Consider the following 26,317-nt stretch of genomic DNA (forward strand, 5'->3'; position numbering starts at 1 on the left):
TGTTTAAGATCGGGTATGATTATTGTACCTTCTCTCCAACTTTTTGGAGTCATTTCATTATTATATGGGTTGCATGACCTATTTTAATACAACTACGCACCCTTGTAAAATTTACGCACCCTTGGAATATTGTTTCTTGTCATTATTAAGTTCATTATGTTTTTACTACTTAAATAGAGTGCTTTACTATGTATTTATGCCTAGTTTACATTTTGGGCATCCTGACACAAAGATTTTCAGTCGTTTCATACATAGTTATTTAAAATCGTTATCGGATAATTATTTGTAATGAATTCCCTTCTGCAAAATTAGATTTGTGTACTATCTTAAGCCAATCACGAAATAATAGTTAACACTCAAATCAGGAAGTTCAGTATATAACACTATTACTATAAAAGGGAAACTTGTATCTTCAAAATTAAATACTCCCTCATTGTCAATATCTAGATCATGTAATTGAATCAATGTCCATCCGCTTGTTTCTTCTGCAAAACTATAATCTTCATTTAAATAGTAATATTCACCGATAATATTCGAAGTATTTTCCACATTAATTTGATACGTATCATTCACATCGATTAAGTTCATATTTTCGTATGTTTCAATTCCAGGAAAATCCATTACATAATCATATCTTCTTAAATCATCATTATTATCAATTTTATATTCAGAACCAATTTCAGAATATGTTATTTCTTCATTATTTATAGTCACAACTGGAATACTGTTATAAAGTAAATGATTATTTCCTGCTACTTTATTGGTAAAACCTAATATAACCATCGATAAAACTAATACCCCAATTATTCCACAACTTAAGAATATCGATAATTTCATTCTATTGATTTAAATATTTTTTGAAACTAATTCTTTTTCATAAATTTGTTCTTTGAGAAGATCTTTTTCTTCAACATTATAAAATTCAGATAAAAGTCTTAGTGACTCTTTGCTTGGAAGACCTAATCCGTTTTCCCATTTAGCAACAGCACTACGACTAACATAAATACTGTCAGCTACCGCTTGTTGAGAGAGACTTTTTTCCTCCCTAAGTTCCTTAATTTTATCTTTAAATCTCATCATAAAATCCCCTTCTTTGACAACATTATAGCCTAATAAAACAATATATTGTTGTTACTTTCTATTTTTAGTTGTTACTTTTACTAAGTTACATATTTGTGCTATCTAAATTAGCGTATGATGCTACCTAATTTATTACAAATTTGCACCTGCAGCATTATTGACATGTGTAAAGATGGTTCTTTTTAAAAATGATCCTATGAAAACGACTGTTCAGATCAACTTACATGGTTCTTAATTATATATGAAAATAAATACTATAGTTTGTTTAAAATGTCATGGTGACCAATGTCTATCATCAATATCAAATTCTCATTTTGATATGTCCAAATCACTCTGATTGACATATTGATGCTAGACTCAAATAGAATCTCACTACCTTTGATCTTTTTTGTTCTAAGACTTGGGTGTCTGTGATTCTCGATAAATAAGGATAACTTATTGTAGAATAATCTCCTTTCTTGATTTTGCAACTTAGAAAAAGACTTCTTAAATCTGGTCGAAAATAATATTTCATATGTCATTTTTTTGATTCTTTGTCTTTCTCATCATCTTCATCTGAATCTTCTAAGTAGTTTATAGCTTCCTCTACAGATTTAAAAGGTCCAACATTGTACTTTGAAGGGTCTTCATTTATTCTCATCACAGTTTCTTCTAATTTTTGGATGTATGATTTTGAATATATTGCGACTGGTTCAATCACAATGACTCCTTTTTTTATAGAAATCTCAAGTTGGTCTTTTTCTTGAAGATTTAACTCATTAATGATTTCTTTGGGTATCGTAATTTGAGATTTTTTTCTCAGTTCTATAATCATCGAATCTACCTCTTTCCTATTTTCCTATTTTCTTAATTTCTAACTATATTGTATCACTTTATCGATATTTTTGCAATATTAATTATACTTAATTCTGTAATCGTTAAATCGTTAAGTGATCGTGTAAATTGTTAGGTAATTGTTAAAAGGTTAGACATTGACAAAATTTTTGACCTGTAAAACCTCCAATTTCAGTTCAAAATACAGACCTGGACATTTGCAGATAGGAGAAAATCTCCCTTTCTGCATGAAAAAAGGCTTGATACTAGGGCGAACTACTAATTCGCTTATGTATCAAACCTATGTTTTCTATATGTGTTGCCTGACCTATTTTGATACAATTATGCGCCCTTAGAGAAATCTACGCACCCTTAGCAAAGTTTTACGCACCCCTCAATTATATCTCAGTAAAGACCTTTATTTTGATAACCTAGTTTTTCGAAAATGACTATTGTATTTACCCTATACACTCCAATAGTAATTCGTTTATATCAGACAAATTATTCTTTTCTAAATAGTAATTTGAATATGATAGTATTAATCCTTTTTTATGTTATGATTCTAAAAATTGCTTCATTTGATTAATGGGTATCGAATACCCATATCCATAGATAACTGCACCAGTATTATCTTTTAATCTTAGCGTCGTGATACCTATTAATCTACCCCATTCATCAACTAAAGCACCACCACTTGAGCCACTCGTAATACTTATATCAGATTGAATATATGTTTTTTCTTCTCCATCAACAACTAGTTTTATACTAGGACTCCCAATAATACCTTGACTCATGCTGATGCTTAGATTACCTGCATTTCCAATTGCATAGCATATATCCCCAATTGACAAATCATCAGAATTCCCAAGTTCAATTGATTCAAATTCACTATACTGTTCTGAATCTATAATCTTTATAATAGCTAAATCATTATACTTATCAAATTTGGTCACTTCTACTTCAATATAAGTCTCTTGTGTTGACAGTCTAATTAGTATGACTTCATGGATGTATTTCTCATTATTTTGTGTATAACTAACGACATGATAATTAGTGATGAGTTCTCCTTGATTATTGATCACGACAGCTGTCCCAAATGATTCAAATTCATTTGTAGTTGATATAACTTCTACAATGCTTTGAATATTTTTATTGAAAATTTCTTTGGGAGACTTAAAGTGATCAACCAGTACTAGAGTAACAAGTGATACAGTCAATATGGCTATTCCTGTGAATGTTCCTAAAAATGCTTTTTTCATAGACCGGGTTGGAGAATGTCTAATTTAATTGAACTCAAACTACTTGGATAAAAATCATTTGAATCCAGTATTAGCTCTATATATTCTTTTGTAGATATATATTGTCCGCTAAAAAGCAATGCATTGTTACTGTTATCGTAAATCTCAAACTTGCTATCACTTAAATAGTCAATTCTAATATTCAATTCTTGATTATCATATTCTATTTCTCCATTTCGAGAAAATGCAGTTAAGTATCCACCATTTATATCTAATCCATATTCCTCATTAGAAAAATTAGCATAAAGGAATTTTTTGGCATCTAAGTCCTCTTTACTTATATCGGTTCTAGTGATTGTAAGTTGTAAGTTATCAAAGGTTTCTAGATTAGTTTCATTTATTTGTACCGTTAAGTTTAGTGTTGTCTTATTCACATAATCAACTTCAAACTCTAGTAGCATATTTTGATCTTCAAATTCATATATTGTCAAGATAAGTGGTCCTACACCTAAATTTAAATAGGTTTTAACAATTATATACTCGTCATTAATCCTTAATGTTCCATATCCATTTTCCTCATTAAAAGGTCCTTGAATATCAAACTGGAGCACATCGTCTTGAGATGTCCATTTAACATATTTTTTTCTTAAAGATATTGAATTATTACCAACACAGGAAGATAATACAACTACTGAGAATAGTACATAAAATAATAATAACCTCTTCATACTTACACCGCCATAATTCCTGATAGGATTTTTATTCTTGCCTCAGCCAAAGTTGGTGTTGTTGCGTCAAAAATTTCCCATAAAATATCAAAATCCTTATACATTCTAGAGTCTTCATATATATTCAAAGAGCTATTATATACTGATTTGGGATTAAAGTTATATGCTCTAAATTTTCCTGTGCTGAGTCTTCTAACAAATACTGTATGTGCTCCACCAGTAAAATCGATTGTATTAGTAGAAGATTCAATATCATGCCAAAAAGTAATTATGAAATACTGTGATTCTTCAGAATTTGTAATAAAGGTATCTAGGTTTGTTGTATTTGACATATCAGTAATTCCATAAAGTGATAGTACTTCAGTTACGCTACTAGTCGAACTCCAATACCATTCTACTAAAGCATCAGCAGTTACAAAAAGTGCAAAAAATGCGGTTTCAACAATTGCAGTTGTAGCAACAACTTGGACATCATAAGTCCACCCAAACCATCTTAACCACCAGTCACTAGCATTTTCGAACTGTGCATTAATCAAGGTAGCTGCAATCCCGGGAATAATATCTATTGCAATCGGGATAATATAGTTTTGGATGATTGAATCAAAGACTGTTGTCTCCATAAATACCATGTCTTCAGGATATGCGTTTGTTCCAAACAGGCCAAAAGCAACATCAGCATTCATTAATTGTGTTAATGCAATCAATGTTGATAAATGCGGATTATATCCAGTGTTTTTTAAAAAGTTAAACATTGCAAAAATACCGCATCCAGCATCACCCAAATTTGATGCTCCATACTTCCATGAGTCCCCTAATGGATTATTTTGATTTCCAATATAACCATTAAATCCAACTAATTGATTGTTGTTTATAGCTTCTGTTTCTAATGCAGAATTATGCAAGAAATCATCTCTAGCTATTTCTAACTTTACTTTCCACATAAAATATTTCATGGGTCCATCATACCAAATGTCAGGTGGATTAAGATATTCTTCTGCATTGTCTATGGCATCATCGATACCTACAATTGAATTACTGACATTGACAATAGGATATACAATACCACCACTACCCCCACCGCCATCAATCATGATTGCTAAATAAAAGTTACTGTTTATTGCAACTTCATCAATGTTCTCATTAGATAATAAATCAGTTGAATAAAACGAATACCCATATAAATCAAATTTTATATTTCTATTTCCATCAATGTCCTCGAATGCATAGCCATTGAGTGTCATTGTATCTACAACAATATTCTGCGTATCAATCAAACGGACATCTATATATAATAAATCAAGCGATTTTATATAAAGCACTTCGAAAGATATTAGATAATCGGATAAATCATCGTTGGTTTCTGATAAATACTCAACCGAGTAAAAGTCCTTTACATATCTATGTCCAATAAACGTAATCTTATCTACATCATTATTTAATTTAGAATTATCAAAAAATTCTAAATATTCTTTCCCTGATTGCTGATTGGCTAATAAATTAACATCAACAACTCTTTCTAGAGGTTTTAAACTATTTCCTCTGATAAAAGAAACACCCATAAATACTAAAAAGACAACAATAATGACTGCTGAAGTTCTAACTAATGATCTTTTCATAAGGCCCCCATGATTTTGTTTTTAAATTTAAAATTATTCTACCATTCAGTTTACTTAATGTCAACATGAATATTGTATAGATATTTATAATACATGGAATTTATTTTTATATCAAAATGGGTAATTCGCTATCTATTAGGTTAAACACTTTAGCACATGTCTAGAAGTATAAATGGCTTAACAAAGACAAAAAAAGTCCGATACAAATCGTATCAGACCAATTCTCGTCTAATGGGTTGTATGACCTATTTTAATACAATTACGCACCCCAAGTGAGAATTCACGCACCCTACACTCTTTTTTACGCACCTCAATATTATGTCTTTGTTAAAACCTTTTTACATAAAAGAATTCATAATGTCAAAATAGTAGCTAAGATAAATAGAATTATATTCATTACTAATTGTGTTCATGTTTTCTTCCCTTCCAAACAAAGTAATACACTAAACATCCAAAAATATAAAGTGAAAGCAAAGGCGCAGTAAAATTTGAATATAAGATAATACCCATTTCTGTTTTTGATAGATCAATTCTGTATCCTATTGCTTGATTGTCATCAAACTCAAATTTAACATAATCTAATTTTGTTATGAATGAATATGTTTCATTTGACATGACCAGTTCATAGTCATCATCAAATGTATAAATAAATTCATAAGTATCTTCATTATATACCAAATTATCATCTGTATTTTGCTGACTTTCTAATAGTGATAGATACTTCAACTGGTAATATCTATCTGTGGCTTCTTCTTTATCGTATACTGAATAAGAAACAAAAGAATTATCTGTTTTGATTGCCAAATCATATGAATCGGATATTGTGATTATTAGGAATGGTATAAATAAAACTACTAATAAGGTACCATTGAAGATTTGCCATCTTACATTTAACTTATTCAAGAAAGAAATCTTAAAAATTCTTATAATATAATACGTCAAGATTGCTCTAACCGCTGTTAATGAATATGAATAGATAAATCTATAAAAGACAAAATCTAATTTCAATACCATGCTTGATCCAACATTATAAAATCCAGCAAATATAATGGTAGAGATGTTTAAATATAAAAGAAAAAAGCTGCTATGGAAACCTAAATTTAATAATTTGTTTTTTTCATTTATATTAATGTCTTTAACTTGTAGTCTTAAGTAGTTAACATTAATGCCTTGTATTACCAAGCCAATAACTATAATTATTATACCAACACCCATTCCTAAGGATGAGTTAGTTGTTATCTCACCTAAAACAATTATTGCTGCATTACTTAAAAGCCAAAGACCTATGGAAACAATCAGATAATTAATGTAATTGTTCTTGATTCTTGAAACAACATAACTTGAAATACCAGCTTCCTTTTCAATATTTTTTGAAGTTCTTTTTGTTCCCCTTAAAATATCATCAACTGAAACTTCATAAAAGTCTGCTAATATGATCAAAGTAGCAACTTCGGGTATGCCTATACCGTTTTCCCATTTGCTAACAGTTTTGTTTGAAACATTCAAATATTCTGCTAACTCCATTTGTGTTAATCCTTTTGAAATTCTTAAAGATTTTAAAAACTCTCCTGTATTGCTTGAGTTATTCATGCATATCACCTCTTACATAAATTCTATTCTTAAAGAGATATGTTTCAAACCCCTTAAGTGGTTGATTCTGTCTACTTTTAAGTGGAAATTACTTTTTCTCAACATAGTCTATATTCTGTATTATGGCTAAGCCTTTTTTTCTTAAAATGCTGGATGTGTTTTAGTCTATTTGTAATCCAAAAGCTATCACATTCAAAAAATGTTAATTTATATAATTATAGCATTTTTCTAAGTTTATATTAAGAGCTTTTCTGAAATAATAAAAATCATCAATTCAATCTAAGTCATTAACAAAACTAGATATTAATACCGTTAAAAATCCTTTCACTAAATAAATAAACATACCATATTAATATGTTGAATTATTAATCGCGTAGAAAAACTATGAAATCGTGTAATAATCACTCAAATCGTGTAAAGACATTCTTATTTTGCATCAAAATCGGTTATTCTATATCTTTCATCTTGCCTTTTATAGTACTATACAAAAATATATAAATGGCTTTATTAAGAAAAAAAGCCTGATACATAATCGTATCAGACCAATGCTCGTTTAATGGGTTGTGTAACCTATTTTAATACAATTACGCACCCCTGATGTGATTTTACGCACCCTTGTCAAAATCTACGCACCCCTAGCCAATTTTTACGCACCCCTAGAAAAGCGGCTTAGTTTGGACATTTTTATTATTTTTTGTTAAATTGGGTTTGGACATTTTTGGTTTTTTCTTAAACTATGATTTCAATCAATATTCAAAATCTCTTTTTCTTCCTCTGTCAATAATCCTTTACCAAGAACCCTATTTAAATATATCAAAGGATAATTCATTAATATAGGTATAAGCATCAATAATGTGATTGAATCTTCTGGTTCAATTGCTTTGATGCCAATCGTAGCTAGGAATGAGAGATGCAAAAGTATTTGTCCAAATACATATATTTTAATGAGTTTTTTTTCTCTCATCAATTGATGTTCTAAGATCCTGTTAAAGGTCTTTTTATTTGAAATTTGAAATCTCTTATAGAGATATATAGCTAGAATTGTAACTAATCCGTTTATAAAAATGTCGTGAAACTCAAGTTTAGGTATTTCCAAATAATGTATACTTCCAATCAAAAACCCTAGAGTAAATATTGATAAGCCTGTTTCGTTTCTATATTTTGTCTTCTCTTTAGCCTGATCAATATCAGTCATCACTTGTTCCATGCTATTCACCCATAAATCCTTGTATCGAATGACTTGTGTCTTTCCTTTTAATAAAAAATACTCAAAGACACTTATTATCAAAACGACACTCCAAAAAATAATTAGTGCCAATTCCAAAGATACTGATTGCAATAAACCTGCAGTTACATATATTAATGCGAATTTGACTAAAAACAAAAGATGATGGATAATTTTTAATATCATGGAATCATTTCTTGTGTGATTAAGCTGTGTGGTCAAATATATAAAATATAGCATTGGTAAAAACCAAAACGCTAAAACTGATGCATTATTTTCATCATTTACTAACCAAGATGATAACAACAATATCAGTAAATAATATAATGTGTTTTGCATAAAAACTCTTTTTAGTACCATTAATCACACCCCTAACAATTACTCTTTTTTATGAAAAATAGATCTGATTTGACTAAGAATTCTTCTACCAAAATAATAAATTGATACAGTTATCATTTTTATCAATGACCATGGATATCTAAATACTTTTTCATATAGAAAAATGCTGATGTATTTGATCGAATTTCCTATCCTGAAAACAACTTTTCTAGATAATAAAAATATAGTTTTAATAATTATGTAAACAGGATGAAAGATTTTTTTCAATAATCGCCAAATCCATATCACGACTTTCCAAAAATAATCTAAGATAAAGCGGATAATTTTTCTAACCTGCATAAATATATTTTTTATAAAACGATAAACTGGTGAGAACAATTTATGTAAAATATTACCAACCCATCTTACAAAAATACCTATGTATTTAAAAATCCAGCTAATTACTCTATAAATCCATCGACCAATGAATTCTATGATTCGATAAAAAGGTTTTAATATAGGTTTTAAAATACTCATAAGTCTAGTAAATATATTCTTAATAAAGGTATATAATTTCCCAAATATGCGCTTTAGAAATCTGCCTATAACTTCTAAAATTATAATAATTTTGTTAATGATCCTTATTAATTGATCTGCAATCCAATTTATACCTTTTTCAAGTAACTTAAAAAACCATTTTAAAAACTCGTAAATTGAAATAAGTACAAAAGCAATCGGATATAAGATGATTTTGATTGGCCACACCAATACATCTTTGAATGTTATATTCTTTTTCATAGTACTACCTTATCTTTTCGCTATCGTTCTTCTTATATTGCCAATATGAGATTATAGTAACGATACTTCCACCAACCACTGAAATAATCAATGCCTTAATCATGAGATCTTGTGTAAAAAACTCACCAGATTCACCTCGCTCTGCAGGAAAAATAAGTCCTACTAAAATGGAAAACACAGCGACAAATATAAGTGCGGATTTGCTAATTGCAAACTTTTTCTTTTGAATGATCATCACATCCTTGTAATGTTGTTAATCTTGTATACTTATTTTCTATAGAATACTAATTAATAATATGATAACATAATATTGCAAATTATATGCGTGCATTTTTAGCACGTTTTGAAAGGATATTTATGAATACTACAACTCATTACGCTTTGCATATCGATGATTTAAGAATAAGTAAAGGTCTCACTGTCCATGAATTATGCGAGGGTATTTGCGATGATAGTACCTATAGAAGATACAAAACTGGTAATAAAGACATACCCATTTATAAAATCAAAATGTTTTGTGATAAATTAGGGCTTGACCTAGATGAATTTCTATCTAATACAATGTCAAAGACATCTATTGAATACAAAAAAATATATAATCTATACTATGCAATGCAAAAAAAAGAATGGAAAATCATCAGTGATTTCATCGATAAAAATCAGAATATAGCATTCTTTTATCCATCGAATAAAACACTTTATTCTTTTATAAGCAATACTTACCTATATCAAATAAAAAAGATATATGAAGATGAGTATATACAAAATTTAATTAATTTGCTTCCAGGAAGTTTAAATACAGCATCTTTTAATGATGTTATCATACTAGAAAAAATATCTGATATTGAGGTTAATCATCATATAGTTACCCATTTAAATATCCTAAATGAACTTCTATTGAATCCGAAAAAACTATATCTTATTAAGAACAATGAACATGTGATTTCAAATCTATATGTAAATGTCTCAATTTTTTACAGTAGATTAAAATTATTTCATGAATCATATGCGATTGCAGAAAAAGGTATATCTTTCAGTTTAAAACATAATCAATATAAAGCACTTCCACGTTTGTATTACTTGTTAGCATATACTTTATTCAATTTAGGCAAACAAGTAAGTGCTTTAAAAGAGTTAACATACATGTTTGCTCATATCTATTCTACTAAGAAGAAAGACCAACTAGATTATTTTCTTAAATTGGTCAATGAAGAATTTGGCCAAGATATTTATGATCAAATGAAAAGTTATCTCTCTTTATTAGATCTTTCATATAATAACAAAAAAGAGGTTTGATATTAGGGCGATGAATAAATCGCTTTATTGTATCAAACCAATCATCAAAAGTCGGATGATATATCCAAAGCTCAATATCATCTTTACTCAATGAAATTCTTTTATTGATTAATGAATGATTAATCTATATAATTAAATCTTTCACATTTTGAGCGATGTTAACATCGGAAATTGATTGATGTGGTTTCAAGATCTTTTCTGAATAGTGTATAAGCCTAAAATATTTCTCTACATGGCTATATAAATCGTCTTCACGATAATCTCTTTTCATGATTTTGCAACTTAGAAAAAGACTTCTTAAATCTTGTCGAAAACAATATTTCATAAGTCATTATTTTGATTCTTAGTCTTTCTCATCATCTTCATCAGAATCTTCCAAGTAGTTTATAGCTTCCTCTACAGATTTAAAAGGTCCAGCATTGTACTTTGAAGGGTCTTCGTTAATTCTCATCACAGTTTCCTCTAATTTTTGGATGTATGATTTTGAATATATTGCGACGGGTTCTATCACAATGACTCCATTTTTTATAGAAATATCAAGTTGATCTTTTTCTTGAAGATTTAACTCATTAATGATTTCTTTGGGTATCGTAATCTGTGATTTTTTTCTTAATTCTATAATCATCGAATCTACCTCTTTCCTATTTTCCTATTTTCTTAATTTCTAACTATATCTTATCACCTTATCTATATTTATGCAATATTTATTGTACGTAATTCCGTAATTGTGTAAATTGTTGAGTAATCGTTAAAAGGTTGAATGAAGAAATCAAATATACTCAGTAAAAGTCCTCAAACCTCTAAAGAACACATAAAATTTGTATTATAGGGAAAAATCTCCCTTTCTGCATGAAAAAAAGGTCTGATACATGTCTACTTATACTTGACAAGTGCAAATTGTATCAAACCTCTAAATTTTTGTGTGTGAGACTACCTATTTTAATACAATTACGCACCCTTTGCAGAATTTACGCACCCCTAGTGATTTTTACGCACCCCTGCTAAAAGTTACGCACCCCAATATTATGGCTTTGTTAATGCCTTTTTACTTTAAAGAATTCATATTGTCAAAATAGCAGTTAAGATAAATAGAATTATATTCACTACTTATTGTGTCCATGTTTTCTTCCCTTCCAAACAAAGTAATACACTAAACATCCAAAAACATAAATTGAAAACAAAGGCGCGGTAAAATTTGAATATAAGATAATACCCATTTCTGTTTTTGATAGATCAATTCTGTATCCTATTGCTTGATTGTCATCAAACTCAAATTTAACATAATCTAATGTTGTTATGAATGAATATGTTTCATTTGACATGACCAGTTCATAGTCATCATCAAATGTATAAATAAATTCATAAGTATCTTCATCATATACCAAATTATCATCTGTATTTTGCAGACTTCCTAAGAGTGATAGATACTTCAACTGATAATATCTATCTGTGTCTTCTTCTTTATCATATGTTGAATAAGAAACATATGAATTATCTGTTTTGATTGCCAAATCATATGAATCAGATATTGTAATTATTAGAAATGGCGTCAATAAAACTATTAATAAGGTGCCATTTAAGATATGCCATCTTACATTGAGCTTATTCAAGAAAGAAATCTTAAAAATTCTTATAATATAATACGTGAAGATTGCTCTGACTGCTGTTAATGAATATGAATAGATAAATCTATAGAAGACAAAATCTAATTTCAATACCCTGCTTGATCCAACATTATAAAATCCAGCAAATATAACTGTAGAGATGCTTAAATATAAAAATATAAAGCTGCTATGGAAAACCAAACTTAATAATTTATATTTTTCATTTATATCAATGTCTTTGACTTGTAGTCTTAAGTAGTTAATATTAATCCCTTGTATTACCAAGCTAATAACTATAATTATTATACCAACACCCATTCCTAAGGATGAGTTAGTTGTGATCTCACCTAAAACAATTATTGCTACGTTGCTTAAAAGCCAGAGACCGATAGAAACGATTAGATAATTAATGTAATTGTTCTTGATTCTTGAAACAACATAACTTGAAATACTAGCTTCCTTTTCAATATTCTTCGAAGTTCTTTTTGTTCCCCTTAAAATATCATCAACTGAAACTTCATAAAAGTCTGCTAATATGATCAAAGTAGAAACTTCAGGAATACCTATACCGTTTTCCCATTTGCTAACTGTTTTGTTGGAAACATTCAAATATTCTGCTAACTCCATTTGTGTTAATCCTTTTGAAATTCTTAAAGATTTTAAAAACTCTCCTGTATTGCTTGAGTTATTCATGCATATCACCTCTTACTTAAATTCTATTCCTAAAGAGATATGTTTCAAACCCCTTAAGTGGTTGATTTTGTCTACTTTACGGTGGAAATCATTTTTTCCCAACATTGTGTATATTCTGTATAATGGCTAAGCCTTTTTTTCTTAAAATACTGGATGTGTTTTAGTCTATTTATAATCTAAAGGCTATCACATTCTAAAAATGCTGATTTATATAATTATAGCATTCTTGTAGGTTTATATAAAGAGCTTTTCTGACATATTAAAAATCCTTTCACTAAATGAATAAACATGCCCTATTAATATGTTGAATTGTTAATCATGTAGAAAAACTATGAAATCGTGTAATAATCACTCAAATCGTGTATTTCAAATTATAATCGTGTAAAGGCATTCTTATTTTGTATCAAAATCAATTATTCTATATCTATTTAGTTAAACACTTTAGCACATGAAAAAATTTCAAAATGGCTCTATTAAGACAAAAAAAGTCTGATACATAATCGTATCAGACCAATGCTCGTATAATGGGCTGTATGACCTATTTTAATACAATTACGCACCCCTGTTATGATTTTACGCACCCTTGTCAAAATTTACGCACCCCTATAAAAAAATTAAAAAAGTTGTTGGCTTTATTTGAGTATTTTTGAGCGTGTCTGATATCAATCATCTCATAATATATACGTATTTACTCAAGTTATCTTGAATACCATCTAGAATAAATTCAGACTTTTCAAATAATTTAATTGAATTTACGTTGTCAGATTCTATATACACAATATAAGCATTTATATCTAGTTCAAATTTATTTTGTTTTAAATCAGTTAGTATTTGATAACCAATACCTTGTTGTTGAAATTTACTTAAAATTTCTATAGAGAAAGTTCCAACATTATCAGCAGTTTCGATATGTAATGCTCCAACTAAAAAACCATTATGGAAAATAAACTTGTATTTAACATTAGGTGTTTTAAGCAAGTAATCAACATATATTTTTATATCATCTACATGTATATATCGATTTATCGATTGATCACTCTTGAGTATATCAAAATTCGTTTTATTATCTGCATCTAAATCAATGTATTGAATCTTCATTTTAATTAAACCTCACAATCATTAATATGAAATCAAAACAAACATTATCCAAACATCTATCAAATTTTAAAAACATCAATGTTTAAGTAGCCCTAAAGGAATAACATAAATACCATCAGTTCTTTGATAACAAAGTTCGGTATTTGTAAGTATCATTAAAAAGGATGGTTTCTTAGTTTTATGGATGTTGGCAATTTTTAGAAGATTTGATGCTGCTTTCTCAACTTCGTTTTCCCCTAATTTAACTTCGATTCCAGCCCATCTGCCGTCCCTCAACTCAATAACTAAATCCACTTCTAATCCAGATGAATCATTGTAATGATATACTTCGCCATCCAAAGATTGTGCATATACTCTAACATCTCTAGAACAAATAGATTCAAAAAAGAATCCAAATGTTTCAAAGTCTTGTTTTAATTTATCTACTGACAAACCCAAAGCAGCTACAGCAATACTTGGATCGACAAATTGCTTTTTATCTGATGTTCTAATCGTACTAGCACTTCTAATGGCCGGAGACCAAGCTTTGATATTTTCTATAATATATAATCTTTGAAGTGCATTAGTATAAGATTCATAAGTCTTGTAATCAATGGAAATTCCTTCGTTTTCTTGATCTTTATAAATCGTTTTACTGGTCGCTAATGTCGAAATATTTCTTGCATAACTACGTATCAGCTTTCTTATTTTTTCTTTATCTTTCTTTGTACCATCTACTTCATCTACATCTTTTGATATAATACTTTCAAGCAAATCTTTTGGTACAGCAAGTTGTTCTTTTAATGGCAATTCTAAAATACCTGGCCATCCACCTCGGCAAATGTAGTGTGCTATATCGTTGATACTTGTTTGAGATTTTGTCACATTAATTTTTTTGCCTTCAAATAAATCAAATAATGATACAGTACCTTTAGATTCTCCACTTTCATATAAACTCATAGGACGCATATAAATGGAATTAATTCTTCCAGTTCCTGTGTGTGATATATTAATGTTTTGTTTTTCTGTTTGAGTTGTATGGACTTCTCGGAGATTTTATTCATATATACCCTTAAACATCCTTGCATGGATAATATTTATTTCAGTTGATATAGAAAATCAAGATTAGGTAAATTAATTTGCTTAATCTTTACGCAAACAAATAGATGTTAATAAACACATGTAACACATTATGTCTAATAATATCTTAATATAATCTACTCCTATAAAGGTTTTCTGATGGCATATTTTTATTAAATTGGGTTTAGAATTAGGTGTTATTAAGTATGAATCATGTACATAAAATGAACTACTTTGATGAATGAAACGCGTAAGATTAAATGCTTTCAGTAGTAAAAATGATGAAGTTGTACCATAACATTTTAACTTTGCCACTCAAAACCTATTCTGGATTATTTTCAATCAAATCTTGATAGTGCACTTTCAGCTCAGAGACTATTAAATCCCAAGTCAAGTATAGATCTTTAAATGCATTATCACATATTTGTTCATATCTATTTGTATCATTAAAAATATCAATTATCGTTTCAGCATACGTGAAAGGTGAATCGTTCGAAATATATCCGTTGACACCATCATTAATCGTACTTGCTGTGATCGCTTTTTCAAGAAACAAAGTGGGTGTATGTTGGCTAGCAGCTTCAACTTGAACAAGAGATGAAGTATCATATAGTGACGGAAATAAGAAAAGATCGGACAATTTGTAGTATGCAGACAATTCCAGTCTATTTATAATTCGTCCTGTAAATATTGTGTCATCATGCAGATTGTTTGCACTAATTTTTTTCTTCATAAATACTTCATATGGTCCCGATCCAATAAAAATCATTTTGAATTTGAACTCTTTTTTCTTAAGAATAATCAAAGAATCAATTAAGAAATCAATATTTTTGATTTTATCTAAACGACCAACATATAAAAGAACTTTTTGTTCATATTGAATTTGATATTTTTCTCTCAAATTATTAGTCAATGTTTCGTCTTCTAAAGGTAATAAATCTGTTGCATTACGGATGACAACAGGCATTCTGTTTGCACCGTATTCATGAAACACTTTTGCAACTTCTTCATTTACCGCTATGAGTCGATCACATTTGTTTAATCTTCTCATCAACTCACTTATTGCAATGTCACTGATAAATTTGTTTTTACTATGTTCTATGAAATCTTTTTTATATTGGCTATGCAATGTTGCAATGAGTGGAATATTATTCTTCTTAGCATAATGAATTCCATAATTACCTACAGCAAATGGACTATGAACATGAATGATATCAAATCTTATGCGTTTAATATTCTTTTCGAAAAACGCATCAAAAACAGGAAACGATATCCGATAATCTAATTTAGGAATTTTAATCGACTTTGTTCTTATAATTTTATATGGGAATTCATCAATATTTTCTATTTTCCCGTAGTCTGGTGCAAAAACATAAACTTCAGCAGTCGTAGACATTTTTCTTGCATAATTGTCTACCACATTAACGACCCCATCAATCATCGGAAAAACACATCTGTAAAAATACCAATCACTAATCTTTTTTCCATATTCACCTTTATTCACCTTCTTTTACATGTTTAAAGTTGTCATTTTGAATGGTTTTTAAGAGTAAATTAAAACCACATATTAAGATGTAATTCAAGATTTTCCATCTCTAAAATAGTGCATTACATCATCATATCCATACTCATAAATTCTTTTTGAATGCTCTGATGAAAAATCAAGTACTTTCCCTAATCTTCTAGTAGCTTTAATTTCATGAATCTTAACGTTTTTGTATTTCTGTTTTATAGATCGTATTGATGACAGCATTGAAATTGTAATACATATAATCTCGTCGCAACCAAAATCAATTAATGGTTTAATGGGTGTGTTATCAAAATACCCTCCATCACGATACTTTCTGCTATTTATTACTACCGGAGGGAAAACAATCGGAATTGAACAGGACGCAACCACCGTATCAATTTGTAAATCCTTATTTAATTCTTTAAGTGGAATATATTGGACTTGAGAATCTTTTTGAATATAATGAGAAAAAGTAGATTTTAATAAATCAATTATTCCTTTGTCAGAGTCTCCGGTGTCTGCTATTGCAATGAAAACATCCTGATTTTTTAACAATTCAAAATCAATATTTTCATCTAATAATTGATTCAATTTCTTAATTGAAAACAATCCACTGTCAATTACCTTTAGCTTTTGATCTCTTAGCGTCTTAACAATTGATGGATTATCACCTAAAGGGTTTTCTGGAACATTAAACCATATCTCTTTAGCAACATCCATTGCACCTGTTGCAATAAAAATAACATTGACCGCTCCAATTGAAGTTCCAGAAAATGCACTCGCTTTTTGCAATATACCTAATTCTTCTAGCGCTTTAAGAGCTCCAATTTGATATGCACCTCTTGCGCCGCCTCCCGATAAACAAATTCCAATTTTTTTCATAATAATATCCTTTCAGAAACCTCGGATTTACCATCCTACGAATTTTTTTATTATATGTCTACGAAGTACTCTAAATATGTATAAGATTATTATGACAAGTAGTTAAATTAGAATACTCCTAAATTCACATCAATGTCTCTATGAAACTGGTAGTTGTAACAATGTATTTGCTACACTAATCGAGAATGATGATATTGTTGATCATGTATGAACGATATAATTTGGGTAAGCCAAGATCGCGCTTTTTTTCAGTGATTCAATCCCATATAACATTTTCAAAACTTATCACATGATTTAATTCTATGAACTATTTATTGAATGTGACGAGATTATATATGATTTCAGTCATCACCTCAACTGATTCTGCCTTTGAGTTTTTAATCCATTCAACCACGATGGAAAAAAGTGCACCTTCAAAAAATTTAGCTTTATATTTATCCTCTTTGTCAATACCAAATACTTTTTTTAGCAAATGAGAAATCTCGACTTCAAAAGATTGAAAGATAAGAAATTCCAAATTGTTCTTTATGAGCACTTCGAATAACTCAGAGTACTCATCGAAAACTCTGACTATTTTATTAATTGAATTATAAGTAACGTTACCTTCATTCATGCCTGTTTCTAGATCAGTCATCAATCTCTCATATATCTTTCGTCCTTGATCAATCAAAATATCTTCTTTTGAACCGAAGTTACGATAAAATGTTGGTCTTGCGACGCCAGCTCTTTTTGTAATATCTTCGATTGAAATCTTTCTGAATGTATTTTTTTTTAGCAAGTATATCAATGCATTATATATCCATTCTTTGCTTCTAGTGACTTGAATATTTTCTTTCATACGTTTCTCCCATTTATATTTAAATTCTCATCGTCATTAAGAAAAATACCAATTCCAATTACATCTGGACCTACATGTGCACCTACAACTGGAGTAGATGGTGACTCATATAAATTTTCTAATCCTAGATTATCTTTAATAATGCTCACAAAATACTGTTTCAAATTAGGATTTCCTGTATAAATTAAATAGGCTTGATAAGGCTGATTATTCACATACTCCTTTACCAATGTTGTTATTGATAACAGAACCGACTTAATTGTTCGTCTATTTCCAATTGAAACGATTTCTCCAGATTCTTTTACTTGCAGAACAGGCTTGATGTCTAAGAGCTTGCCAATATATCCCTTCGCATTGCTCAAACGACCATTTTTAACGAGATAGCTCAAAGAGTTTACAGCAAAATAGATTGTGTTGGTGCGTATCATATTATTGAGCCTGTTTTCAACTGCTTCAAGTGAAAATCCCTCATCAATCATTCTTTTTGCTTCCAAAGCAAAAATACCTTCTGAAAAACAAACTGTCTTTGTGTCAAACACCTTAATTTTTAACTTATCTTCAAATTCTTGAGCTGCCATGATGCAGGAATTGTATGTTCCGCTCATCTTTGCTGAAATCGTAACCACAAAGATTTCTTCAACACCCTCATCTAAGTATTTTTGAAATAATGCCATCACTTCGCCAACAGATGGTTGACTAGTCTTAGGCAATAAATCTTTATCGTTTTTTAACATATCGTAGAATTGATCAGCTTTAAGTGTCGAACCATCTTCATACTCTTCCCCATCAATATAAATTTTGATGCGTAATATTTCAATTCCATGTTCAACTGGATAATAATCTAATCCTCCAGTTGATGTATCAATTACGATTCTTTTTTCCATACTTTATCAACCTTTCTAATATCATCTTTATTTTATTTTTGCAACTTTAGACATTAATTCAAAAGCAACTGAGAAAGTTCATCTATAGATTCTACAATATAATTTGGATTTGATTCTTCTAATTTCGTTTTTGTTTCGAATCCCCATGTTACTGCTGCTACTTCTAAGGGGATGGATTGACAAGCTAACACATCGCGGACTTCATCACCGATGTAGATGGCGTCATTTGTTTTATACCCACTCTTCTTTAACAACTTCTTTATCTTGCGTTTTTTACCTTTCATTTTAGCTTTCCCCTCTATGAAGGAAAATATGCTGATCTCATTATTAGCCAGAATTTTATTGATATTTGAAACGCTATTTGAAGAAACGATTGCTAATTTGATTTTTTTATCATTTAGATTAATTAAAAGTTCCTTCATGCCAGGAATTAGGCTGCATTCATCGACAAAGTCAGAAGCTATTTCACGTGATTCCTTGTACATTTTAGGTAGCTTATGAATTGGAATTCCCAGCTCAAACAATCTTTTTAATCCTGGGTTTGTTTTGAGTTCGCGAATCTCTTCTTTTGATAGTTTCTTCATATTATAGCGTTCAGAAATTCGTTGGTATATAATTTCAGATTGATTTACGTTATTACTCAATGTTCCATCTAAATCAAAAATAACTATTTTTTTCATTTTTTACCTTCTTCTTTTATGTAATCTAGTAATCAAGAGAAAATTAAACTGGAATATCTTTCTTTGTGAACCAAATAGAACCAACTGTGAAACAGGTTATTGAAATAATTAGCAATATTGCAAATTGTATCAAATAAGATGTTGATCCATCAAGAATTGATTGCGTGTTAAACAGTGTTATCATCGTGATATTATTAAAATACCCCATCGGTTCAATTCCAATTCCCATATTCATGAACAAATCAGAACCAAACAACCCCAATATTTTTGAGATAAAGAAAATTAAAGCTACTCCGCCTCCTAAAGATATGGAATGTTTGGTATAGTTGAATATTGCAGAAAACATAAACGTGATAGCCCCCATCGCAACCGAGAATAATAATAAGCCCACATTGAGTAATAAAACTTGATTAATGGCTAAAGAATTTTCAATGGTTAATGCTAATATAACATCAACAACTGCAGTAAAGAAAAACATTAGTACCAATGACATAACCAAAAAGAACATTTGTGTCAAAGCTATCTTTGATCTTTTAATCGAAGTGGATAAAACAAACGCCATAGATCCTCTATCAATTTGATTTGCAAACAATTTATTTCCAACAATAACTGTATATACTAGAGGCATCAACACCGATACAACTGGATAAAAAATAAAACTAATCAAAACATTTGAATCCATTGATGCAAATCCAGTTAAAATATCTGGATTGATTCCAATCGCAACAAAAAGTCCATCTAGTGTCAACCCCGCAGATTCTAAAGCCATTATATATGGAATTAATACATTTGGATCAGTGTCACCTGAAACGGTTATCATTCCCATAGCAAATTTAATAACAATGTAAAGCAAGATTAAAGTAAGCGTTGTGGCTAGCCAAAGACCCCAATTTGATTTTACTGTTTGTTTTAATAATGGTATACTAATCATTTTTGTTATCCTCACTTATTTTTTTCAAAAAATATTTTTTTAGCGTGTATTTGACCTCTTTGATATATTTCACTTTATATTGAGATAATTCTTCCATAAATTTGTTAATTTGTTCATCTTTAATGTCAACTGTTGTTTGTAAATATTTATCATTTTTAGAAGTCAAATAGATATTCTCATTCATGTATTTTTGATAATCTATTTCATTTTCAAATCCTATTTTATATGTCTTTAACTCGTTGTGGCGGATCTTTTTCATGTCAACGACATCAACAATTCTACCATTTTGTAAAAGTGCTACACGATCACATGTTTTTTCTACCTCTTCGAATACGTGACTACTCATAAATATGGTCGCTCCTCTTTGTTTTGCCTCAATTAACACATCAACAAATATATCTCTCATTAGAGGGTCAAGCCCTGTAGACGGTTCATCAAGAATTAAAATATCCGGTTTAGCCATAAACGCAGATACAATGGCCGTTTTTTGTTTCATACCCTTACTCATATGCTTTAAGTTTGCTGTTGTGTCTAATCCGAATTTCTTGATCAAATAATTGGCATAATCCAAATTTTTTAACCCAATCATTTCAGCCTGACTTTTTATAAATGCATCACCATCACCAATATCAGGGAATGATATCTCTCCAGGAACATAGCCTATATGTTTCATAATTTGTGTTGTGTTGTAGTTCACTTCTTGGTCTAAAATATATACACTTCCAGCATTGGGCCTGATAAAACCCATCAAGTTTCTGATTGTTGTTGTTTTTCCACTCCCATTTGTCCCAACAAAGCCAAATATTTCACCTTGTTTTACTTCAAGATTAATGTTAAAAATACCTCTCGATAATCCATAATCTTTCGTCAAATTCTGAATTTCAATGATACTCATAATGATTGTTCACCCTCTCTATCTTTATAGTATTTTAGAAAATAGTCTTCCAGGGTAAATTGTGATTCAGAGAAATATTTAATTTGATATGCCGAAATAGTCTTGATTAACCGATTTATTTCTTTGTCATTAATTGCAACCCTTACTTTTCTTTTGGTTTTATTACTGTAAACTATATTCCTATTTGATTTCATAAATTGATTAAAATCTTCATCTTGCAAAAATTCAATTTTATAAACCTTGTTTTCGTTATTTCTTATCGTATCAGTATCAATCGTTGAAATGATTTTTCCATCTTTGATAATTGATAATCGATCACAACATGCGTCAACTTCTTCAAATATATGCGTTGATAGTAAAATTGTTTTCCCTCTTTGTTTTTCACTCTTAATTAATTCTATAAACTTATTCTGCATGATTGGATCCAACCCACTTGTGGGCTCATCCAGGATTAAAATGTTAGGATCTGACATAAACGCTGAAACAATGGCTAATTTACGTTTGTCGCCAATCGACATTTTCCTCATACTTTGATCCGGGTTTAATTCAAACATATCAAGTAAATAACTGATTCGAGAATCATCTGCATGTTTCATTTTTTTCATCATTTCTATGAACTCTAATCCACTCAATCCCTCAGGCAAAGCAACTTCTCCAGGAATATATCCAACTTCATCTAAAATATCATAGTAATTCTTCCAGCAATCGTGATTATTGATTGTTGCAATACCCTTGCCGGGTTGAGAAAAACCCATGAGCATTCTTATAGTGGTTGTCTTCCCAGCTCCATTTGGTCCAAGAAAACCATATACTTCGCCTTTTTTAACTTCAAATGATATATCAAAAACACCTCTATTAAATCCAAAATCTTTTGTTAGATTTTTCACTTCTATCATTTTTAAATTCTCCTATTATAATCTTATCTTCAGAAACTCTACTGTAGTAAGTAAAGTTTCTATTAGCATTATATCATTCACATGTTACATTTGCAACACTTTTAACGTTTGTAACATGAAAATACAAGTTTTCACAATAAGATTTTTTTCATAAAAATAAAATCAAACCTCCAGATACTATGTTAGCTCTCTTTTTATCTTATTTTTGATTCAACTCCGTTGTGAAACATAAAAGTGATACTTGAATCTCTATGTACCGTTGCCCCATCTACTAAGAGCATCCAAATTCTCTCATTCCAGTCGCTAAGTTCATCTTCTGATTTAGATAGGCTTGCAATAAAAGCTTGCATTTTAAGTGCTTGTCCTTGTCTGTCATTTCTTTGTTTAAGAAGTTCTTCTCGTTTGGCTTGCAACTTATCGTAACGATTTGATAACTCTTCATACTTCTTGTTGTAATTTTCTATGCTATCACTTGTTTTAGAGTTTTCATTTACCAGCTTGCTTACCAACTCTGAAGTTATGAATAGTTCATCATCTAAATCTCTGATTTCATCATCAATCTTTGTCATATCAGTCAGTAATTCGATGATTTCTTCTGAGTCTTGAATGATCCTTCTCTTATCTTCCATAACGAGATTATAAGCCTTGAGGAACTTGAGTTTAATATCCTCTTCTTTAAGATTAGGTGTTAGACACTTTTCTTTATGTTTATGAAACTTATTATTGCATTGATATACAAATCTTGAGTATTTGCTATTGGAATGCCATTTCTTTTTGCCATAGAATCCTCCACAGTCCTCACATATCAGTTTTGATGCAAATACATCAGATGATGAGTATTTAGCACCAATTCTTTCTCTTCGTTTAAGTTCAATTTGAACCTGTTCCCACATATCTCTGTCAATGATCGCTGGATGACTATTTTCAACATAGTACTGAGGAATTTGTCCGTTATTCTTAACCATTTTATGATCAAGATAGTTTTCAGTATAAGTCTTTTGAAGGAGTGCATCACCTTTATACTTCTCATTGGTAAGAATTGAATTCACATTATTTTTGGTCCAATTCGTTTTACCAGTGGGGGTTTTTACTTGCTTTGATTTCAAATAGTTTGCTATGCCTGTTGCAGTCTTTCCTTCAACCAAAAACATCTTATAAATCATTTTGACAATCTCTGCTTGATCTTCATCAATCACAATCTTTTCATCTTCTTTCTTATAGCCTAGAAACGATTTATAAGCAAATGAAACTTTACCCTGTTGAAAGCCGACTCTCTTACCCCATGTCACGTTTTGACTGATTGAACGTGATTCTTCTTGAGCGATTGATGCCATGATCGTTAATATGAGTTCACTTTTGGGATCTAGCGTCCAGAGATTTTCTTTTTCGAAGAACACCTCAACACCGTTATCTTTTAGTTTTCTAACATAAGATATGGTGTCTAATGTATTTCTTGCGAATCTTGATATGGACTTAGTAATGATTAGATTTATCTTTCCATTTAATGCGTCTGCGATCATTTTATTAAAGCCTACACGTCTTTTTGTATTAGTCCCAGAGATACCTTCATCTGCATAAACGTTTATATACTCCCAATCTGGCTTATCTTCTATAAACTTCTTGTAATAGGTGACTTGAGCTTCATAGCTAGTATATTGTTCGTCTGAGTTGGTAGAAACTCTTGCATAGGCTGCGACTTTCTTAACTGCCATTTGATTAAGTGGCATTTGTGTTAATGGGTGAATCGTAGATGGAATGACAGTAACCTTAGCCATGATGAACACCTCCCTGATGTTGTTTCAATGCTCTTTGTTTTGCCTTCTCCCTCATTTCAGGCGTCCAAGCTTCACTTCTTGAGCTTTTGTTCCAAGACTGTTCAACACTTGTTTCATCTTTAAATTGAAAAATAAGTTTGTTTTCGGGCATCACGAGTACCTGCTTAACTTTTGATTTTAATACTTCTTCATCAAAGGATCTAATTTTCAATATTGTTTTAGCAGCTTTTTTAATTTCTCTGTCTGGTACTTGTTTAGATGGGCAAGCTTCTATTCCTTTCGTTACTGAAAGTGAACATTTCCATATTTCGTTATGTGGTGTGGTTTTATGAGTATATGCTTTACCACAAATCCCACACTTTATCATGCCCTTGAAAGCTTGAGGTTTTTTATTTATTCTTGGTTTGATTCTTTCAGCTCGTTGTTTTCTTATTTCTTGAACTTTATCAAATAGATCCTTGCTAATAATCGCCTCATGATTCTTTTTAACTGCATACTGGTCAAGCTCACCTGAATTGATGATTTTTCTTTTAGATAAGTGATTCTCTCTAAATGTCTTTTGAAGTATCAGATCGCCTGTGTAGTTATAGTTGGATAATATGGTCATGATGCTTGATCTATTCCATTTTGCTGAATTCTTCGGAATGATACCTCGTTCATCAAGGATTTTGCCGATTGTATCGGCACCATATCCAGCAATGTATAATTGATAAATCTGTTGTACGATCTTAGCTTCATCTGGTATTACGATGAAACGTTTGTCTTCAAGTGCATATCCTAAACATGGTTTGCCGCCCCATAGAATACCTTGCTCAAAGTCTTTCTTGATTCTCCATTTCATGTTCTCCGATGTGCTTCTGGATTCCTCTTGAGCAAATGTCGCAAGGAACGTTAGAATCATTTCACCTTCACCGCTCAAGGTATGCACGTTCTGTTCCTCAAAGAACACATCAATACCTAATGACTTCAATTCTCTAACGGTTTCTAATAAAATGACTGTGTTTCGAGCAAATCTTGATATCGATTTGGTGATGATCATATCTATCTTCCCCGCTCTACTATCCTCAAGTAAATTTTGAAACTCCAATCGTGAATCTTTAGTACCAGTTAACGCTTCATCTGCATATACACCAGCAAATGACCACTCACTATTATCATGGATCAGTTTCTTATAATGGTTAACTTGAGCAGAAAGCGAGTGAAGCATAGCATCTTTACCACTTGAAACTCTAGCGTAGGCTGCAACCCTCATCTTACTCGCTAACTTGGGTAACGCGTTTACTTTTGTTACTGTTTTCTTTGTCATGATTTACCTCCTCTTCCGACACACTATATATCACTCTTTTTAAAGGTATAGTCAAGTCAATAAGTCGGTATAGATTACCTTTTTTGATACAATACTTATCTGCTAAATGTGACTCTGCTTTTTGATAATCTTGCTTTGTCATGATGCCTTTTTCAAACATTGTTTTTAAGGGAGTTATGGATAAAAGATACTTTTCAAGATTAGATCGTTTCATGGTGTTTTTTCTCTTTTCGATGTTGATTCCAAAACTGATACCTGCAATGATCAGAACAGAATACTTTTTTCTTCTTTCCCTTGACAGATTTCATGGTGATTCCGCAATATTTGCATGTGCCGAGAAGTAAATCTTCTTCTGATATTTTTGCAAGTGTATACCTTACTGCACTCGCAGTCATGGATAACTCTTTCGCAATTCTTTTGTATCCATATCCTTTTTCTTTCAACTCGTTTATCCTATTTTTTACATCATCACTCATAAGATCAACCTCCTTCACTAGTTAAATGGCGAGGTAAGGTCCGTTTTGCCGGTAAAAAATAAAAAAAACCTCATGTTGAGGATAATTT

At 30.3% G+C, this 26,317-nt stretch carries 28 protein-coding genes; 1 reads left to right on the plus strand and 27 read right to left on the minus strand.

Translation table 11 applies throughout. From position 1 onward, the window contains the following. Positions 1-321: 321 nt before the first annotated feature. From BK011_07000 to BK011_07050, 11 genes are all read right to left on the minus strand, one after another. Positions 322-783 (minus strand): hypothetical protein, encoded by a 462-nt coding sequence (locus BK011_07000; GenBank protein ID AUD65449.1) that lies wholly within the window; start codon positions 781-783, stop codon positions 322-324. A 63-nt stretch (positions 784-846) separates the two neighbouring features. Further along, the gene (locus BK011_07005; GenBank protein ID AUD65450.1) at positions 847-1,077 is read right to left on the minus strand and encodes a hypothetical protein; all 231 of its coding nucleotides are present in this window, start codon (positions 1,075-1,077) and stop codon (positions 847-849) included. A gap of 257 nt (positions 1,078-1,334) precedes the next feature. After that, positions 1,335-1,601, minus strand: coding sequence for a cytotoxin (locus BK011_07010; GenBank protein ID AUD65451.1), 267 nt, complete (start codon positions 1,599-1,601; stop codon positions 1,335-1,337). Then, entirely contained in the window at positions 1,598-1,894 is a 297-nt protein-coding gene (locus BK011_07015; GenBank protein AUD65452.1) for a hypothetical protein, read from the minus strand. Before BK011_07015 ends, BK011_07010 begins: the two co-directional genes overlap by 4 nt. Before the next feature lie 553 nt (positions 1,895-2,447). Further along, positions 2,448-3,152 carry a hypothetical protein gene (locus BK011_07020; protein ID AUD65453.1) on the minus strand — a complete coding sequence of 235 codons (705 nt, stop codon included), beginning with the start codon at positions 3,150-3,152 and terminating at the stop codon, positions 2,448-2,450. Next, positions 3,149-3,859 carry a hypothetical protein gene (locus BK011_07025; protein ID AUD65454.1) on the minus strand — a complete coding sequence of 237 codons (711 nt, stop codon included), beginning with the start codon at positions 3,857-3,859 and terminating at the stop codon, positions 3,149-3,151. Before BK011_07025 ends, BK011_07020 begins: the two co-directional genes overlap by 4 nt. A 2-nt stretch (positions 3,860-3,861) precedes the next feature. Beyond that, the gene (locus BK011_07030) at positions 3,862-5,475 is read right to left on the minus strand and encodes a hypothetical protein (protein ID AUD65455.1); all 1,614 of its coding nucleotides are present in this window, start codon (positions 5,473-5,475) and stop codon (positions 3,862-3,864) included. A gap of 399 nt (positions 5,476-5,874) precedes the next feature. After that, the gene (locus tag BK011_07035) at positions 5,875-7,065 is read right to left on the minus strand and encodes a hypothetical protein (GenBank protein ID AUD65456.1); all 1,191 of its coding nucleotides are present in this window, start codon (positions 7,063-7,065) and stop codon (positions 5,875-5,877) included. A 742-nt stretch (positions 7,066-7,807) separates the two neighbouring features. Next, positions 7,808-8,650, minus strand: a complete 843-nt coding sequence (locus BK011_07040; GenBank protein ID AUD65457.1) for a hypothetical protein — start codon at positions 8,648-8,650, stop codon at positions 7,808-7,810. 18 nt (positions 8,651-8,668) lie between these two features. After that, complete coding sequence (locus BK011_07045; GenBank protein ID AUD65458.1) at positions 8,669-9,406, minus strand: hypothetical protein; 738 nt, start codon at positions 9,404-9,406, stop codon at positions 8,669-8,671. A 4-nt stretch (positions 9,407-9,410) separates the two neighbouring features. Further along, positions 9,411-9,641: a hypothetical protein gene (locus BK011_07050; protein AUD65459.1), complete on the minus strand. Its 231-nt coding sequence runs from the start codon at positions 9,639-9,641 to the stop codon at positions 9,411-9,413. 122 nt (positions 9,642-9,763) lie between these two features. Here BK011_07050 and BK011_07055 point away from each other — a divergent pair, with 122 nt between their 5' ends. Continuing rightward, positions 9,764-10,702, plus strand: a complete 939-nt coding sequence (locus BK011_07055) for a hypothetical protein (protein ID AUD65460.1) — start codon at positions 9,764-9,766, stop codon at positions 10,700-10,702. Positions 10,703-11,045: 343 nt separating this feature from the next. Here the strand turns inward: BK011_07055 and BK011_07060 are convergent, their stop codons facing one another. From BK011_07060 to BK011_07135, 16 genes are all read right to left on the minus strand, one after another. Beyond that, positions 11,046-11,327, minus strand: coding sequence for a hypothetical protein (locus BK011_07060; GenBank protein ID AUD65461.1), 282 nt, complete (start codon positions 11,325-11,327; stop codon positions 11,046-11,048). A 478-nt stretch (positions 11,328-11,805) separates the two neighbouring features. Further along, entirely contained in the window at positions 11,806-12,999 is a 1,194-nt protein-coding gene (locus tag BK011_07065; protein AUD65462.1) for a hypothetical protein, read from the minus strand. A 666-nt stretch (positions 13,000-13,665) separates the two neighbouring features. Continuing rightward, positions 13,666-14,097, minus strand: coding sequence for a hypothetical protein (locus BK011_07070; protein ID AUD65463.1), 432 nt, complete (start codon positions 14,095-14,097; stop codon positions 13,666-13,668). A 75-nt stretch (positions 14,098-14,172) separates the two neighbouring features. Next, positions 14,173-15,045 (minus strand): hypothetical protein, encoded by an 873-nt coding sequence (locus BK011_07075; protein ID AUD65464.1) that lies wholly within the window; start codon positions 15,043-15,045, stop codon positions 14,173-14,175. A gap of 433 nt (positions 15,046-15,478) precedes the next feature. After that, positions 15,479-16,597 (minus strand): hypothetical protein, encoded by a 1,119-nt coding sequence (locus tag BK011_07080; GenBank protein AUD65465.1) that lies wholly within the window; start codon positions 16,595-16,597, stop codon positions 15,479-15,481. Positions 16,598-16,735: 138 nt separating this feature from the next. Further along, positions 16,736-17,548: a hypothetical protein gene (locus BK011_07085; protein AUD65466.1), complete on the minus strand. Its 813-nt coding sequence runs from the start codon at positions 17,546-17,548 to the stop codon at positions 16,736-16,738. A gap of 307 nt (positions 17,549-17,855) precedes the next feature. After that, positions 17,856-18,386, minus strand: a complete 531-nt coding sequence (locus BK011_07090) for a hypothetical protein (protein AUD65467.1) — start codon at positions 18,384-18,386, stop codon at positions 17,856-17,858. After that, complete coding sequence (locus BK011_07095) at positions 18,383-19,270, minus strand: hypothetical protein (GenBank protein ID AUD65468.1); 888 nt, start codon at positions 19,268-19,270, stop codon at positions 18,383-18,385. Before BK011_07095 ends, BK011_07090 begins: the two co-directional genes overlap by 4 nt. A gap of 53 nt (positions 19,271-19,323) precedes the next feature. After that, positions 19,324-19,950 carry a hypothetical protein gene (locus BK011_07100; GenBank protein ID AUD65469.1) on the minus strand — a complete coding sequence of 209 codons (627 nt, stop codon included), beginning with the start codon at positions 19,948-19,950 and terminating at the stop codon, positions 19,324-19,326. 43 nt (positions 19,951-19,993) lie between these two features. Further along, positions 19,994-20,881: a hypothetical protein gene (locus tag BK011_07105; GenBank protein ID AUD65470.1), complete on the minus strand. Its 888-nt coding sequence runs from the start codon at positions 20,879-20,881 to the stop codon at positions 19,994-19,996. After that, positions 20,874-21,776: an ABC transporter ATP-binding protein gene (locus tag BK011_07110; GenBank protein AUD65471.1), complete on the minus strand. Its 903-nt coding sequence runs from the start codon at positions 21,774-21,776 to the stop codon at positions 20,874-20,876. Before BK011_07110 ends, BK011_07105 begins: the two co-directional genes overlap by 8 nt. After that, positions 21,773-22,672, minus strand: a complete 900-nt coding sequence (locus BK011_07115; protein ID AUD65472.1) for an ABC transporter ATP-binding protein — start codon at positions 22,670-22,672, stop codon at positions 21,773-21,775. Before BK011_07115 ends, BK011_07110 begins: the two co-directional genes overlap by 4 nt. Positions 22,673-22,866: 194 nt before the next feature. Beyond that, positions 22,867-24,447 carry a hypothetical protein gene (locus tag BK011_07120; GenBank protein AUD65473.1) on the minus strand — a complete coding sequence of 527 codons (1,581 nt, stop codon included), beginning with the start codon at positions 24,445-24,447 and terminating at the stop codon, positions 22,867-22,869. After that, a complete protein-coding gene (locus tag BK011_07125; protein ID AUD65474.1) occupies positions 24,440-25,753 on the minus strand; it encodes a hypothetical protein in 1,314 nt (437 codons plus the stop codon). The genes BK011_07120 and BK011_07125 overlap by 8 nt, the downstream gene beginning before the upstream one ends. Then, positions 25,701-25,967, minus strand: a complete 267-nt coding sequence (locus BK011_07130) for a hypothetical protein (GenBank protein AUD65475.1) — start codon at positions 25,965-25,967, stop codon at positions 25,701-25,703. The genes BK011_07125 and BK011_07130 overlap by 53 nt, the downstream gene beginning before the upstream one ends. Next, positions 25,954-26,229 (minus strand): hypothetical protein, encoded by a 276-nt coding sequence (locus tag BK011_07135; GenBank protein ID AUD65476.1) that lies wholly within the window; start codon positions 26,227-26,229, stop codon positions 25,954-25,956. The genes BK011_07130 and BK011_07135 overlap by 14 nt, the downstream gene beginning before the upstream one ends. Between the last annotated feature and the right edge of the window lie 88 nt (positions 26,230-26,317).

It is taken from the genome of Tenericutes bacterium MZ-XQ (genome assembly GCA_002838205.1).
GTDB lineage: Bacteria > Bacillota_I > Bacilli_A > Acholeplasmatales > Acholeplasmataceae > Mariniplasma.

What these genes read in the sequence shown, in the direction of transcription:
- BK011_07120 (AUD65473.1), bottom strand. Translation starts at nt 24,447, where the DNA reads ATGGCTAAGGTTACTGTCATTCCATCTACGATTCACCCATTAACACAA.
- BK011_07075 (AUD65464.1), bottom strand. Translation starts at nt 15,045, where the DNA reads ATGCGTCCTATGAGTTTATATGAAAGTGGAGAATCTAAAGGTACTGTA.
- BK011_07100 (AUD65469.1), bottom strand. Translation starts at nt 19,950, where the DNA reads ATGAAAAAAATAGTTATTTTTGATTTAGATGGAACATTGAGTAATAAC.
- BK011_07045 (AUD65458.1), bottom strand. Translation starts at nt 9,406, where the DNA reads ATGAAAAAGAATATAACATTCAAAGATGTATTGGTGTGGCCAATCAAA.
- BK011_07085 (AUD65466.1), bottom strand. Translation starts at nt 17,548, where the DNA reads ATGAAAAAAATTGGAATTTGTTTATCGGGAGGCGGCGCAAGAGGTGCA.
- BK011_07050 (AUD65459.1), bottom strand. Translation starts at nt 9,641, where the DNA reads ATGATCATTCAAAAGAAAAAGTTTGCAATTAGCAAATCCGCACTTATA.
- BK011_07065 (AUD65462.1), bottom strand. Translation starts at nt 12,999, where the DNA reads ATGAATAACTCAAGCAATACAGGAGAGTTTTTAAAATCTTTAAGAATT.
- BK011_07020 (AUD65453.1), bottom strand. Translation starts at nt 3,152, where the DNA reads ATGAAAAAAGCATTTTTAGGAACATTCACAGGAATAGCCATATTGACT.
- BK011_07095 (AUD65468.1), bottom strand. Translation starts at nt 19,270, where the DNA reads ATGGAAAAAAGAATCGTAATTGATACATCAACTGGAGGATTAGATTAT.
- BK011_07055 (AUD65460.1), top strand. Translation starts at nt 9,764, where the DNA reads ATGAATACTACAACTCATTACGCTTTGCATATCGATGATTTAAGAATA.
- BK011_07090 (AUD65467.1), bottom strand. Translation starts at nt 18,386, where the DNA reads ATGAAAGAAAATATTCAAGTCACTAGAAGCAAAGAATGGATATATAAT.
- BK011_07035 (AUD65456.1), bottom strand. Translation starts at nt 7,065, where the DNA reads ATGAATAACTCAAGCAATACAGGAGAGTTTTTAAAATCTTTAAGAATT.
- BK011_07115 (AUD65472.1), bottom strand. Translation starts at nt 22,672, where the DNA reads ATGATAGAAGTGAAAAATCTAACAAAAGATTTTGGATTTAATAGAGGT.
- BK011_07110 (AUD65471.1), bottom strand. Translation starts at nt 21,776, where the DNA reads ATGAGTATCATTGAAATTCAGAATTTGACGAAAGATTATGGATTATCG.
- BK011_07030 (AUD65455.1), bottom strand. Translation starts at nt 5,475, where the DNA reads ATGAAAAGATCATTAGTTAGAACTTCAGCAGTCATTATTGTTGTCTTT.
- BK011_07005 (AUD65450.1), bottom strand. Translation starts at nt 1,077, where the DNA reads ATGAGATTTAAAGATAAAATTAAGGAACTTAGGGAGGAAAAAAGTCTC.
- BK011_07070 (AUD65463.1), bottom strand. Translation starts at nt 14,097, where the DNA reads ATGAAGATTCAATACATTGATTTAGATGCAGATAATAAAACGAATTTT.
- BK011_07060 (AUD65461.1), bottom strand. Translation starts at nt 11,327, where the DNA reads ATGATTATAGAATTAAGAAAAAAATCACAGATTACGATACCCAAAGAA.
- BK011_07025 (AUD65454.1), bottom strand. Translation starts at nt 3,859, where the DNA reads ATGAAGAGGTTATTATTATTTTATGTACTATTCTCAGTAGTTGTATTA.
- BK011_07000 (AUD65449.1), bottom strand. Translation starts at nt 783, where the DNA reads ATGGTTATATTAGGTTTTACCAATAAAGTAGCAGGAAATAATCATTTA.
- BK011_07015 (AUD65452.1), bottom strand. Translation starts at nt 1,894, where the DNA reads ATGATTATAGAACTGAGAAAAAAATCTCAAATTACGATACCCAAAGAA.
- BK011_07105 (AUD65470.1), bottom strand. Translation starts at nt 20,881, where the DNA reads ATGATTAGTATACCATTATTAAAACAAACAGTAAAATCAAATTGGGGT.
- BK011_07130 (AUD65475.1), bottom strand. Translation starts at nt 25,967, where the DNA reads ATGAAACGATCTAATCTTGAAAAGTATCTTTTATCCATAACTCCCTTA.
- BK011_07040 (AUD65457.1), bottom strand. Translation starts at nt 8,650, where the DNA reads ATGGTACTAAAAAGAGTTTTTATGCAAAACACATTATATTATTTACTG.
- BK011_07010 (AUD65451.1), bottom strand. Translation starts at nt 1,601, where the DNA reads ATGACATATGAAATATTATTTTCGACCAGATTTAAGAAGTCTTTTTCT.
- BK011_07125 (AUD65474.1), bottom strand. Translation starts at nt 25,753, where the DNA reads ATGACAAAGAAAACAGTAACAAAAGTAAACGCGTTACCCAAGTTAGCG.
- BK011_07080 (AUD65465.1), bottom strand. Translation starts at nt 16,597, where the DNA reads ATGATTGATGGGGTCGTTAATGTGGTAGACAATTATGCAAGAAAAATG.
- BK011_07135 (AUD65476.1), bottom strand. Translation starts at nt 26,229, where the DNA reads ATGAGTGATGATGTAAAAAATAGGATAAACGAGTTGAAAGAAAAAGGA.